General features: G+C 62.2%; 14 protein-coding genes. 8 read left to right on the plus strand and 6 right to left on the minus strand.

The genetic code is table 11. The features are described from left to right. Positions 1 to 137 precede the first annotated feature (137 nt). Positions 138 to 1,037, minus strand: a complete 900-nt coding sequence (locus J7E36_RS18805; RefSeq protein WP_215006087.1) for a MerR family transcriptional regulator — start codon at positions 1,035 to 1,037, stop codon at positions 138 to 140. A 152-nt stretch (positions 1,038 to 1,189) separates the two neighbouring features. Between J7E36_RS18805 and J7E36_RS18810 the strand changes: the two genes are divergently transcribed. The 7 genes from J7E36_RS18810 (at position 1,190) to J7E36_RS18840 (ending at position 6,698) form a co-directional block, all read left to right on the plus strand. Continuing rightward, on the plus strand, positions 1,190 to 1,636 hold the full coding sequence (locus tag J7E36_RS18810) for a PAS domain-containing protein (RefSeq protein WP_215006090.1): 447 nt from the start codon (positions 1,190 to 1,192) through the stop codon (positions 1,634 to 1,636). A 106-nt stretch (positions 1,637 to 1,742) separates the two neighbouring features. Continuing rightward, the gene (locus J7E36_RS18815; RefSeq protein ID WP_215006093.1) at positions 1,743 to 2,165 is read left to right on the plus strand and encodes a nuclear transport factor 2 family protein; all 423 of its coding nucleotides are present in this window, start codon (positions 1,743 to 1,745) and stop codon (positions 2,163 to 2,165) included. Further along, positions 2,162 to 2,914, plus strand: coding sequence for an SDR family NAD(P)-dependent oxidoreductase (locus J7E36_RS18820; protein ID WP_215006096.1), 753 nt, complete (start codon positions 2,162 to 2,164; stop codon positions 2,912 to 2,914). The genes J7E36_RS18815 and J7E36_RS18820 overlap by 4 nt, the downstream gene beginning before the upstream one ends. A gap of 5 nt (positions 2,915 to 2,919) precedes the next feature. Then, the gene (locus J7E36_RS18825; RefSeq protein WP_215006099.1) at positions 2,920 to 4,167 is read left to right on the plus strand and encodes an NAD(P)/FAD-dependent oxidoreductase; all 1,248 of its coding nucleotides are present in this window, start codon (positions 2,920 to 2,922) and stop codon (positions 4,165 to 4,167) included. Next, entirely contained in the window at positions 4,164 to 4,973 is an 810-nt protein-coding gene (locus tag J7E36_RS18830) for a DUF1365 domain-containing protein (RefSeq protein WP_215006102.1), read from the plus strand. Before J7E36_RS18825 ends, J7E36_RS18830 begins: the two co-directional genes overlap by 4 nt. Further along, the gene (locus J7E36_RS18835) at positions 4,948 to 6,207 is read left to right on the plus strand and encodes an SAM-dependent methyltransferase (protein WP_215006105.1); all 1,260 of its coding nucleotides are present in this window, start codon (positions 4,948 to 4,950) and stop codon (positions 6,205 to 6,207) included. Before J7E36_RS18830 ends, J7E36_RS18835 begins: the two co-directional genes overlap by 26 nt. A 2-nt stretch (positions 6,208 to 6,209) precedes the next feature. Then, on the plus strand, positions 6,210 to 6,698 hold the full coding sequence (locus tag J7E36_RS18840; protein ID WP_215006106.1) for a DUF2878 domain-containing protein: 489 nt from the start codon (positions 6,210 to 6,212) through the stop codon (positions 6,696 to 6,698). Here J7E36_RS18840 and J7E36_RS18845 read toward each other — a convergent pair. Genes J7E36_RS18845 through J7E36_RS18865 form a run of 5 tightly spaced genes read right to left on the minus strand, consistent with a single transcriptional unit; the run spans position 6,636 to position 9,737 of the window. After that, positions 6,636 to 6,818 (minus strand): DUF2256 domain-containing protein, encoded by a 183-nt coding sequence (locus J7E36_RS18845; RefSeq protein WP_215006109.1) that lies wholly within the window; start codon positions 6,816 to 6,818, stop codon positions 6,636 to 6,638. The two genes, J7E36_RS18840 and J7E36_RS18845, sit on opposite strands and share 63 nt — an antisense overlap. After that, positions 6,815 to 8,356: a cryptochrome/photolyase family protein gene (locus J7E36_RS18850; protein WP_215006112.1), complete on the minus strand. Its 1,542-nt coding sequence runs from the start codon at positions 8,354 to 8,356 to the stop codon at positions 6,815 to 6,817. Before J7E36_RS18850 ends, J7E36_RS18845 begins: the two co-directional genes overlap by 4 nt. Then, positions 8,350 to 8,655 carry a DUF6482 family protein gene (locus J7E36_RS18855; RefSeq protein WP_215006115.1) on the minus strand — a complete coding sequence of 102 codons (306 nt, stop codon included), beginning with the start codon at positions 8,653 to 8,655 and terminating at the stop codon, positions 8,350 to 8,352. The genes J7E36_RS18850 and J7E36_RS18855 overlap by 7 nt, the downstream gene beginning before the upstream one ends. After that, complete coding sequence (locus J7E36_RS18860; protein WP_215006119.1) at positions 8,652 to 9,188, minus strand: DUF3833 domain-containing protein; 537 nt, start codon at positions 9,186 to 9,188, stop codon at positions 8,652 to 8,654. The genes J7E36_RS18855 and J7E36_RS18860 overlap by 4 nt, the downstream gene beginning before the upstream one ends. Before the next feature lie 3 nt (positions 9,189 to 9,191). Continuing rightward, positions 9,192 to 9,737 carry a chalcone isomerase family protein gene (locus J7E36_RS18865; RefSeq protein WP_215006122.1) on the minus strand — a complete coding sequence of 182 codons (546 nt, stop codon included), beginning with the start codon at positions 9,735 to 9,737 and terminating at the stop codon, positions 9,192 to 9,194. Positions 9,738 to 9,921: 184 nt separating this feature from the next. Between J7E36_RS18865 and J7E36_RS18870 the strand changes: the two genes are divergently transcribed. Next, the gene (locus J7E36_RS18870) at positions 9,922 to 11,775 is read left to right on the plus strand and encodes an ABC transporter ATP-binding protein (protein WP_215006125.1); all 1,854 of its coding nucleotides are present in this window, start codon (positions 9,922 to 9,924) and stop codon (positions 11,773 to 11,775) included. Position 11,776 lies beyond the last annotated feature (1 nt).

Raw genomic sequence — 11,776 nt, forward strand, 5'->3', positions numbered from 1 at the left:
CAGTCCAGTAGCACCTGTTTTGTCACCGGCCGCCGGTAGAACAAAAACACGCTTTATCGACCTGAAAATACTGTCCTGGAGCCTAATCAAAATGTCTTCGAGGATCGGACAGTTAAAACGCTTCACTCGCCTTGGCGTCAAAGCTCCAAGGCGCCCCTGAGCAACGCCTCCAGCTTCAACCCGGCATCAACGCTGCGCCCATCCAGCAGCGCCAGCGGGATATCCTTCAGAACGGCGCGCGAATCGGCCAGGTCGCTTCCCATCAGTGCCAGCGGGCAGCTGATCTCCATCTGCAGGGAACGCAACCGCTTGGCAAGTGCCGCGTCCACGCCCCCCGGCACATCCAGCACCAAGGCGGCCGGACGGAGGGTTGCGCAGAGCAGGCGCAGCTCCTCGAGCGGTTGCCCGCAGCCCAGCACCTCAATACGCCGACGTTCACCACTGAGCAACACGCCGTTAGCCAGTAGCTCAAACTCAGTGCTGCTTGCCGTGCCAGCCAATAACACGCAAGGCGCATCAGGCTGGTTCAGTTGCAAACGCAAGAGTAAGCGCGCTCGCAGAAAAGCATCGAGGAACAGCCATTGGCTACGCTGGCCGAAAGCGTTGCCCAATGACAGGCTGCGCCAGACCGGGATTAGCACATCGAGCAATACGGTGACCTTGGGGTACACGGTAAAAAGTTGTCCGTGAATGCCTTCCAGTGCCTGCCGGTCGAATGCCTTCGTTGCGCGCAGTACGGCAGTGCGCCAATGTTCAAGGGAGTCGTCCAGCAGCGCGGTTGGGCGAGCAACCTCTTCGGGCTGGCGCGCGAGCACCTCGCCCACCTTGCTGATCAGCAGCCCACCGCCGGTCAAGCGCAGGATGTCTCGTATGCGCTCGACATCCTGTGCCGTGTATAGCCGATGTCCGCCTTCGGTACGCTGCGGGCGGATCAAGCCATGACGACGTTCCCAGGCGCGCAGGGTCACGGGGTTTATGCCGGTCAGGTTGACGACATCACGCATGGGCAGCAAATCGGTGGAGGTCGCGTCGGTCATCGCAGGTGATCGTCAGGGTGGTCGCACATTCTAAACCCATACCGATCTTCTTCGGCGATCGTTCTTGCGTCATGATACCGGCAACCGCACCTTAGCCTTTGCATCCAAAGAACTACGCTGCACCTATCGGACACGTTATGTGAGTGGGCCACATGATCGACGCAAAACTCTTGCAACTGATGGTCGAGAGCTCCAACGATGGCATCGTTGTCGCCGAGCAGGAAGGCAGCGACAGCATCCTCATCTACACCAACCCGGCCTTCACCCGTCTGACCGGGTACACGACTGACGACATCCTTTATCAGGATTGCCGCTTCCTCCAGGGCCAGGACCACGACCAGCCAGGTGTCGCGGCCATCCGCGAGGCGATTCGCGACGGGCGACCTTGTTGCCAGGTGCTGCGCAACTATCGCAAGGATGGCAGCCCGTTCTGGAATGAGCTGTCGATCACGCCCGTGCACAACGACACGGACCAGCTGACTTACTACATCGGCATCCAGCGCGACGTCACCGCCCAGGTTTGCGCCGAGCAGCGGGTCCGCGAACTGGAGGCAGAGGTCGCCGATTTGCGGCGACAACTCACATCGGACGACGATTGATTTGTAAAAACCTGTACAAGTTTATTGACTTGTACAATTTTGGGTTTAAGCTCTTCCTATATCTGTACGGCTTTCGTTTTTTGTACAGAATTTTGGGGAGCCCTGCATGTCCACTTATCTTGAGCTTTTCGCCGAGCGCTTCGCCAGCCTGGATGGGCAGAACCTCGACACCCTTGAAAAACTGTACAGCGATGACGTGGCATTCCGTGATCCGCTGCATCAGATTGATGGCCTCCCAGCGCTTCGCGCCTACTTCACCGGGCTTTACGCCAACGCACAAGACGTCCGCTACACCTTTGCCGGCGCGGATGAAGTTCAGCCGGGCCAAGGCTATCTGCGCTGGTCCCTGGCGTTCCGCCACCCACGGCTTGGCAAAGGCCGACTGATCAGCCTGCAAGGCTGCAGTTTCCTGAGGTGGCAAGAGCGGGTTCATTTCCACCAGGACTACTTTGATGCCGGTGCGCTGCTCTACGAGCACATACCGGTCATGAGCGGCGCAGTCCGCTGGCTCAAAGGCAGGCTGGTATGAGTCGCTGCTGGCTGACAGGTGCAAGCAGCGGTATCGGCGCGGCGCTTGCCATCCAATTGCTCGAGCAAGGGCACCAGGTCGCTTTGGGTACCCGGCGAGCGAATAGCCTGTCGCACTTGATAGAACGGTATCCGGGCCAGGTATTGGCAGCTGTCGGCGACGTCGATGTCCCTGAACAGGTCGCTTTGATCGGCGCACAAATCGAGCAGGCCTGGGGCGCCCTGGACCTGGTGATCCTCAACGCCGGGACATGCGAGTACCTCGAACCCGGGCACTTCGACCCGGCCTTGGTCGAACGCGTGGTTCGTACCAACCTGCTGGGTGTAAGCCACTGCCTTGCGGAGGCCCTGCCCTTGCTGAGTCGTGGTGAGCACCCGCATCTGGTCGTCACCGGCAGTTCGGTCACCTGGCTGTCACTGCCTCGGGCGGGCGCCTATGGCGCATCCAAGGCGGCGGTGCGCTACCTGGTGGAGTCGCTTCGCATCGACCTGATCAATGACGGTATCGCAGTCACATTGGTCAACCCGGGTTTCGTCGACACGCCGTTGACCCGCCGCAACGATTTCCCGATGCCCCAGAGGTGGACAGCCGAGCGCGCCGCCGCCCATATCATCGCGCGCCTGCCGCGACGCCCGCTGGAAATCAACTTCCCCGCCGCATTCACACTGGGCCTGCGCCTGCTCGGCGCCCTGCCGGCGAGTTGGCGACTGAAGCTGGGCCAGCGCCTGGCCCGTGCCCCAAAGGACTAGTCATCATGCGCATCGCCATCATCGGCTCAGGCATTGCAGGCCTGACCGTCGCCCACCTGCTGTCGCGCCGGCACGAGGTCACGGTATTTGAAGCCGCCGATTGGATCGGCGGCCACACCCATACCGTCGACGTGCAATGGCAAGGCCAGCAGTACGCGGTAGATACCGGATTCATCGTCTTCAACGACTGGACCTACCCGAATTTCATCCGCCTGCTCGACCACCTCAAGGTCGCCTCGCGCCCCACTCAGATGAGCTTTTCGGTGCATGATCCGCGCATCGATTTCGAATACAACGGCCACACCCTGGACACGTTGTTCGCCCAGCGCCGCAACCTGCTGTCCCCTGGTTTCTGGGGCATGCTGCGCGACATCCTGCGCTTCAATCGCGAGGTGCTGACCGACCTGGACAACGGGCGTATCGACAGTGAAACCACCCTCGGTACCTACCTCAGGACCCACGGCTACGGGCAGCGTTTCATCGAGCACTACGTCGTGCCAATGGGTTCGGCGATCTGGTCGATGTCACTGGCCGACATGCTCGCTTTCCCCTTGCAATTCTTCGTGCGCTTCTGCCGCAATCATGGCCTGTTATCGGTTAATCAGCGTCCACAGTGGCGGGTGATCGAGGGTGGATCGCGCAGCTATGTCTCGCCATTGTGCCGTCCCTTTGCCGAGCGCATCCGCTTGTACTGCCCGGTCAGGAGGGTCGAGCGTGACGACGGCGGCGTCACCCTCATCAGCGCGGCGGGCATCGAGCGCTTCGACAGCGTTGTGTTCGCCTGCCACAGCAACCAGGCCCTGGCCTTGCTGGCAAAGCCCAGCATGGACGAACGCCGGGTGCTGGGCGCCATCACCTACGCCAGTAACGAGGTAGTCCTGCACACCGACACTCGCCTGCTGCCGCGCCGGCGCAAAGCCTGGGCCAGCTGGAACTACCGCCTGGGCGGCCTTGAGCAAGCCCCCGCCGCCTTGACCTACAACATGAACATCCTCCAGGCGATCGAAGCGCCGGTTACCTTCTGTGTGAGCCTCAATCAGACGGCGCAGGTCGATCCCGCGCAGATCCTCGCCCGCTTCGATTACGCCCATCCCCAATTCAGCATCTCCGCCGTTGCCGCACAGTCCCGTCACGACAGCCTACAGGGCAGGCAAAACAGCTACTACTGCGGGGCCTACTGGGGCAACGGCTTTCATGAGGACGGCGTGCTCAGCGCGCTGAAGGTGGCCGAGCACTTTGGAGAGCGCCTGTGAACAGCAGCCTGTGCCAGGGCTGGGTCAGCCACCGTCGTATGACGCCGCGGCATCATGCGTTCCGTTACCGGATCGGCATGTTCTACCTGGATCTGGACGAGCTGCCCTGGCTGACAAGCCTTTCCTGCTGGCTGGGGCCGTCGCGTTTTGCGCCCTTGAGCTGGCGCGAAACCGATTATTTGCCGGGCCTGACCCGTGACGGGGTGCCCCTGGCCCAGGCCGCGCGCCTGCTGGTGGGCCAGGCCACTGGCCATAGCCCCGAGGGCGCCGTGCATTTACTCACCCAGCCACGCTGTTGGGGATTGTCGTTCAATCCGGTGAGTTTCTACTTTTGCCATGCCCTCGACGCCCAGTTGGAAGCGATTCTGCTGGAGGTGCGCAACACACCGTGGCGCGAACGCTTCCACTATGTACTGCCCGTGCAGGATGGCCTGGCAACGTCGTTCGCGATGGCCAAGGCTTTTCATGTCTCACCGTTCATGCCCATGGACATGGATTACCGCCTGCGTTTGCGCCTCGATGGGGAGCACGTACGTATCCACATGGAGAACTGGCGCTCGGACGAAAAAGTGTTCGAGGCCGATCTTGCACTGCAACGCCGGCCGCTCGATCGCGCCAGCCTGAACCGACACATCCTCGCCTTCCCCTGGATGAGTCTGCGCACCGTCTCGGCCATCTATTGGCAGGCCCTGCGCCTGTTACTCAAGCGAGTCCCTATTCACAACCACACGACCAGCCAGGGCAGCCTGGTACTCGGCCAAACCAGCGAGGACCCCGAACATGTCCAATCCCACCCTGAGCGTTAGCAAATCGGCAGGTATCACGTTCTTCATTGGCGGCCTGGCCAGGAACGCCGTTCTCGCTCAGTTAGGCCGGCTGAGCCAGGGCCATTTACGGCTGCTCTGCATGGGGCAGCAATGGCGATTCGGCGACCCTGCCAGTGCATTGCAGGCCGAGGTGGAGATTCTCGATGACGAGGCCTGGAGCCTGATCGCCGGTAATGGGTCGATTGGCGCAGGGGAAGCGTACATCCACGGCTACTGGCGCAGCCCCGACCTGGCGCTCGTCACTCGCCTGTTCGTTGCCAACCTGGAGGTGCTGGACGCCATGGAGGGCGGGCTGGCGCGATTCGGCCGTCCGAGCCTGCGCTTGTTGCATCGGCTCAACCGTAATAACCGACGAGGGGCGCGACGCAATATTCTTGCCCATTACGACTTGGGCAACGTCTTGTTCGAGCAGTTGCTCGACCCGACGATGATGTACTCCGCCGCCCAATTCGACAGTGCCGAACAGACCCTGGAACAGGCTCAGTTGAACAAGCTCGAGCGCATTTGCCAGAAGCTTGAGCTCAAGCCCGACGAACATCTCCTGGAAATAGGCAGCGGTTGGGGCAGCCTGGCCATTCATGCCGCTACTCGCCACGGCTGCCGTGTCACCACCACGACGCTTTCCGAAGCGCAGTACGCGTATACCTGCCAACGGGTGAAGGCATTGGGCCTGGAGCAGCGCATCACGGTATTGCGCGAGGATTACCGTGACCTGCGCGGGCGTTTCGACAAACTGGTATCGATCGAGATGATCGAGGCCGTCGGACATCGTTACCTGCCCACCTATTTCCGCCGATGCGAGGCGTTGCTCAAGGACGGCGGCCTGATGCTGTTGCAGGCCATCACCATTCGTGACCAGCGCTACGCCCAGGCGCGCAACTCGGTGGACTTCATCCAGCGCTACATTTTCCCCGGCGGCGCGCTGCCGTCGCTCAGCGTGATGCTCGAAACGGCCAGCCGCCAGACCGCGCTGAACCTGGTGCACCTGGAGGACTTCGGCCTGGACTACGCACGTACCCTGCGCCATTGGCATGACAACCTGCGTCAAGCACGCGCGACCCTGACGGAGCTTGGCTATGACGAGACGTTCCAGCGACTCTGGGAGTTTTATCTGTGCTATTGCCAGGGCGGCTTCGAGGAGCGCGCCATTGGTGTGGCGCAGTTGCTCTGGGCGACGCCGCAGGCTCGTCGGGCGCCGTTACCGGGCAGCTGAAAATGGCGCGCGGATGGATGCTCGGCAACGCCCTGTGGTTGCAGGTCGGCTGGTGGGCATGTGTGTTGGGAGCCCACCGTCCCTGGATGTTGCTGATCGTGCCGGTAGGCCTGGCCGCGCATCTATGGCGTTGCCCGCAGCCCGGCGCTGAAGTGCGTGCCCTGTTGCGCGTGACACTTGGGGGGTGCCTGCTCGATAGCCTGCTCGGTGCAGTGGGCGTATTCCGCTTCGACCAACAGCCGCTGCCTGTGTGGTTGGCATTGCTCTGGCTGGTACTGGCCAGCGGCTTGCGCCACAGCCTGGCCTGGATAAGGCGTGATGACCGGTTGGCGGCGTTGCTGGGCATGCTCGGAGGGCCGCCGGCTTATCTGGCAGGTGCCGGGTTGGCAGGCGTTGATTTGCCGATGGGCGAAGTCGGCACGGCCCTGCTATTGGCGCCGGTCTGGGCGCTGGTCTTGCCCTTGGCCTTGCGGGTCGCGGCCTGGCGCTGAGCGGCGGCAACGCTCGGAACAGTAGCGCACGTGCTCCCAGCAACGTATCCAACGCTTGCGCCAGGTGAACGGCAGACCGCACACGACGCAGATTTTGCTGGGCAACTGTTGCTTCTTCATAGCGACTCCCCGGCATCGAGCCGCGCCAACAGCCGCTGCCCACGTTGCCACACCCCATCGCGCCGGGCCGGTGACATGCCATCCAGGCTGCGGTAGACCAGTGACAGCCGGGGGTTCGTCGACAGCAATGGGCGATGACGGATGAGGAAATGCCAATACAGCGCATTGAATGGGCAGGCGTCGTCCTCCACGGCGCGATCGACTTTGTAGCTGCACGCCTTGCAATGGTCGGACATGCGCTGGATATAGCGGCCACTGGCGCAGTAGGGTTTGGAGCCCAGGTACCCACCGTCGGCATGCATCACCATGCCCAGGGTATTGGGCAACTCGACCCAATCGAAGGCGTCCATGTAGACGGCCAGATACCATTCGCAGATTGCAGGCGGCGCGATGCCGGCCAGCAATGCAAAATTGCCGGTGACCATCAGTCGCTGAATGTGATGGGCGTAGCCCAGCGCCAGCGACTGCTTGATCGCCTGGGCCATGCAGCGCATGCGGGTCTGGCCCGTCCAGTAGAACTCAGGCAGCGCGCGGACATTGCCCAGGTAATTGAGCCCGGCATATTCGGGCATGCGCAGCCAGTAGACACCCCGCACGTATTCGCGCCAGCCAATCAGCTGCCGGATGAAGCCTTCGGCGGCGTTGAGCGGCACCTTTCGCTCGCGCCAGGCCGCGTCGACGTCCTCGCACAGCTGGCGCACATCCAGCAGCCCGATGTTCAGTGCCGCGCTGATGCGTGCATGGAACAGGTACGGCTCGCCCTCCGCCATCGCATCCTGATAATCGCCGAACGCTACCAGGCCAAACTCTAGAAAATGTTCCCAGAGCTGCCGGGCCTCGTCGTGGGTCACTGGGTAGTCAAAGGTATCGACTGCGCCGTAGTGGTCGGTAAAACGCGTTCGTACCAGCTCCACGACCGCCGTCGTGATCGCGTCCCGGGTAAATTGCGCGGGGATCGGCCCACGCAGACCACGCGGCAGCGATTTGCGGTTGTCGCCGTCAAAATTCCAGGCGCCCCCGGCCGGGCCACCGTCTGGCTCCAGCAACAGGCCGCAGCGCTTGCGCATGCCTCGATAGAAGTGCTCCATGCGTAATTGCTTGCGACCTTTGGCCCACCGCGCGAACGCTTCGCGCGAGCACAGGAAGCGGGTGTCGCGATGCCACACCAGCGGCAGCCCGGCCTCGCGTAACGCTTGCTCCAACCGCCACTCGCCACACTCGGTGACATGCACCTCGTCTGCGTTCAGTGCAGCCTGCCAGCGCCGCAACTCCGCCGCGATACTGCCGCTGTTGCCCGGGGTATCCAGTTGCTGGTATTGCACCTGCCAGCCCCGTTCGCGCAGGGCCTGGGCGAAATGGCGCATGGCACTGAATACCAGCACGATCTTCTGCGGATGATGCGGTACGTAACGCGCTTCATCCTCCACCTCAGCCATCAACAGAACGTCGCGCGCCGGATCCAGGGCCCGCAGGACCGCCAGGTCGAACGACAACTGATCGCCCAGCACCAGTCCCAGGCGCCTGGCCTGCGCTACCACTGGCTGGCCAGCGTGAACGGCACCCGCAATGGGGCAACGGGGCCGTCGCGCAAACCGCACATTTCGTCGTGCACCACATGCTGCACCAGCATGCAGGGCACGGGAGGCACATCGACCAGCAGTTGCCGCAGTTCGGTGGTCGAGCGCAGGCACACGACTGCACCGTTCGCATCGCACAAGGTATGGGGACCGGTGGCGGTCAACGCGCGCAGCACGTAAAAGCCTCCCTCAAGTGACAACAATTCAAGCTCAGTGATCTGGCCGACGGCAGCCCACTCGGTCAACTGCTTCAGGTTCATAGCGTGCCCTCCGGCAGGCGGCGGAAGAACAGGGTTATCTGCCCGATCTCCACCCCCAGTTTGCTCATGCTGGAACGGTTGATGAGCGTGTCCTCGTCCATCAGGTACATCCAGTCATCCAGATCGACGTCCCAGTGCCGACCGTCGACAGGCAGGTCCAGGCGGTAGCGCCAGCGCAATGCATTGCCCGCCACTTCACCGCTGGCTTCGCCGATCACGTCACCGGCCGTTCCGCGCCAGCGACCGGGGCCGTCCGGGGTCAGGGTCCAGGTTCTCTGTTGGCGTGTACCGTCGCTGTACAGAAAATGCTCGTCGAGGACCAGACTTTCGCCCTCGCGCCGGCTGTCGATACGGACATGGAAGCGCTTGACGACTTCTCCCGAGCGCTTCTGGAACATGCCCCAGGCTTCTACCGGACGGGAGAAGAAAGCCGCCAGGTCCAGGCGCGGCTGCTGGTCGACGTAGCGTTCTATGCCGACATTGCCGCAACTGCCCAGCAACAGGCAGGTCATTAAGAAAAGTGCCTTGTACATCGTTCAGTCTCCTCTTTCGTTACCGACTTGCCCGAGCAGGCGCTGGCGCAGCTGTTGATCACGGGCACGGGGGTCGAGCCAGATGGCAAAAAATGCGCGAGCGAAGGCCGGGTCGGCGACTTCAAGGCTCAGTTGACCGTCGACATAGAAACGGCAACCCTGTCCCGGCAGGTACAGCCCGGTGATGCGCATGCCTGGACGCACATCGACGAACGCCTCGCGCATGGCTTGTGTCCACCGCTCCAAGCGCTCTTCAGCCAACGGCTTGTCAGCCAGACGACGCATTTCATCCACGCTGGCCTGTACCAGCGCGTCTCGTGACAACGCCCGGTGGTAAATCAGCTCCAGGGCAAATGGCTCCTGCCAATGCCACGTGGCACCGACCTGCCACAGGCGGGCGGTATAAAGACGCAGGCCGATCCAGGTGAATTCGCCGCTGCCGGCCAGGCGTGCCGCTGGCAGCGCCGGTCGCCAGTCTGGCCAGGCTGACGTAGTGGTGGTCATGAGAATGGCCAGGGTGATGCCGAGGACCAAGGTTCTGCTTGCCATGTGCGAGGCACCGGAAAGGAAAATAATGTACAACTATATGCCAATGTATAGATTTTTGTACAATTATGATTCGAGTGGCTGCGCAGGTAAGCCATGGACTGCGCCGAACCCTCTGCGCGCAGCCCCCTCAAAGCAAACGTAACGTGGGACAATCCCGCCCCACTTGACCCTTTCGGAGGCCACAATGCTTCGTGTGTTTGAACGAAGACTCGACCCTTTCCCGCCCGATGAAGCACCGCCGCCACCGGTTGGCCTGGCACGATTCCTGTGGGCCTGCACCCGCGGCGCCCGCGGCTACATCCTCATTTTTGCGCTGCTCAGTGCCGCCGTGTCGGTTTATGAAGCCTGGTTGTTTTCATTTCTCGGGCAAGTCGTGGACCTGCTTTCGACCTGGCAGGCAGGTGGTGATGCGCAACGGCAGGAAAGCCGTGCGCTGTGGGGGATCGGCATCGTGCTGGTCACCAGCATTGGCCTGGTGGCGCTGCGCACCATGGTGCAGCACCAGATATTGGCGATCAATCTGCCGCTGCGCCTGCGCTGGGACTTCCACCGGCTGATGCTGCGGCAGAGCCTGTCGTTCTTTTCCGATGAGTTCTCCGGCCGGGTAACAACCAAGGTGATGCAGACGGCGCTGGCCGTGCGCGAGGTTTTGTTTACCCTCATCGAAATCGCACCCGGGATCGGGGTGTACTTCATTGCGATCATCGCCCTGGCCGGCGGCTTCGCGTTGAAACTGATGCTGCCATTCATTGCCTGGATCGCGCTGTTCGGGCTGGCCATGCTGTATTTCGTGCCGCGCCTGGGGCAAGTCGGGCAGGAACAGGCCCATGCGCGGTCGTCGATGACCGGACGCATCTCGGACGCCTACACCAACATCACCACCGTCAAGTTGTTCTCGCACTCCAAGCGCGAAGCGCACTTTGCACGCGCGGCGATGGAGGATTTCAAACAAACGGGCTTTCGCCAGATGCGTCTGGTCAGCCAATTCGAGATCGTCAATCAGGCACTGGTGGTGGCACTGATCCTTGGCGCCGGCGGTTATGCCCTGTGGCTCTGGCACCAGGGTGAAGTCGGCACGGGTGCCGTGGCGGCGATCACCGCCATGGCGTTGCGTATCAATGGCATGTCCCACTGGATCATGTGGCAGATGACCTCGCTGTTCGAAAGCATCGGCACCGTGCAGGATGGCATGGACACCCTCACCCGTGGCCCCAAGGTGCAGGACGCGCCGGACGCCCGCGTACTGGTGCCCTCCGGCGGCGCCGTGACCTTCGACAATGTGAGCTTCAACTACAGCGGTGAACGCCAGGTGCTCGATGGACTCAGCCTGCACATTCGTGCCGGCGAAAAAATCGGCCTGGTGGGCCGTTCCGGTGCTGGCAAGTCCACGCTGATCAACCTGCTGCTGCGCTTCTACGACGTGGACAGCGGCGAGATTCGCATCGACGGGCAGAACATCGCCCAGGTCACCCAGGACAGCCTGCGCAGCGCCATCGGCATGGTGACCCAGGACACTTCCCTGCTGCACCGTTCCATTCGCGACAACATCGCCTACGGACGTCCGGATGCGACCGATGCGCAGATTCGCCAGGCGGCGGCCGACGCCCAGGCCGACGGGTTCATCAGCCAGTTGAGCGACCGGCAAGGCCACAACGGTTATGACACCCTGGTAGGTGAGCGCGGCATCAAGCTCTCCGGCGGCCAGCGCCAACGCATCGCCATCGCGCGGGTGATGCTCAAGAATGCCCCTATCCTGTTACTGGACGAAGCCACCAGCGCTCTGGATTCGGAGGTCGAGGTCGCCATCCAGGAAAGCCTCGATGAAATGATGCAGGGCAAGACGGTGATTGCCATCGCCCACCGACTGTCGACAATCGCGGCAATGGACCGGCTGATTGTCATGGATGACGGACGCATCATCGAACAAGGCACCCACGCCGAACTGCTCGCGAGGAACGGCACCTATGCGCGGTTGTGGCACCACCAGAGTGGCGGGTTCCTGGGTGAGGATCAGGGGGTAGTTGAAGCGGTGGAATAGC

The organism is Pseudomonas fluorescens, from assembly GCF_018614775.1.
GTDB lineage: Bacteria > Pseudomonadota > Gammaproteobacteria > Pseudomonadales > Pseudomonadaceae > Aquipseudomonas > Aquipseudomonas fluorescens_BY.

Coding starts and splice junctions, on each gene's coding strand:
- J7E36_RS18815 (WP_215006093.1), top strand. CDS start 1,743: ATGTCCACTTATCTTGAGCTTTTCGCCGAGCGCTTCGCCAGCCTGGAT.
- J7E36_RS18840 (WP_215006106.1), top strand. CDS start 6,210: ATGGCGCGCGGATGGATGCTCGGCAACGCCCTGTGGTTGCAGGTCGGC.
- J7E36_RS18845 (WP_215006109.1), bottom strand. CDS start 6,818: ATGAAGAAGCAACAGTTGCCCAGCAAAATCTGCGTCGTGTGCGGTCTG.
- J7E36_RS18805 (WP_215006087.1), bottom strand. CDS start 1,037: ATGACCGACGCGACCTCCACCGATTTGCTGCCCATGCGTGATGTCGTC.
- J7E36_RS18825 (WP_215006099.1), top strand. CDS start 2,920: ATGCGCATCGCCATCATCGGCTCAGGCATTGCAGGCCTGACCGTCGCC.
- J7E36_RS18820 (WP_215006096.1), top strand. CDS start 2,162: ATGAGTCGCTGCTGGCTGACAGGTGCAAGCAGCGGTATCGGCGCGGCG.
- J7E36_RS18865 (WP_215006122.1), bottom strand. CDS start 9,737: ATGGCAAGCAGAACCTTGGTCCTCGGCATCACCCTGGCCATTCTCATG.
- J7E36_RS18855 (WP_215006115.1), bottom strand. CDS start 8,655: ATGAACCTGAAGCAGTTGACCGAGTGGGCTGCCGTCGGCCAGATCACT.
- J7E36_RS18810 (WP_215006090.1), top strand. CDS start 1,190: ATGATCGACGCAAAACTCTTGCAACTGATGGTCGAGAGCTCCAACGAT.
- J7E36_RS18860 (WP_215006119.1), bottom strand. CDS start 9,188: ATGTACAAGGCACTTTTCTTAATGACCTGCCTGTTGCTGGGCAGTTGC.
- J7E36_RS18870 (WP_215006125.1), top strand. CDS start 9,922: ATGCTTCGTGTGTTTGAACGAAGACTCGACCCTTTCCCGCCCGATGAA.
- J7E36_RS18835 (WP_215006105.1), top strand. CDS start 4,948: ATGTCCAATCCCACCCTGAGCGTTAGCAAATCGGCAGGTATCACGTTC.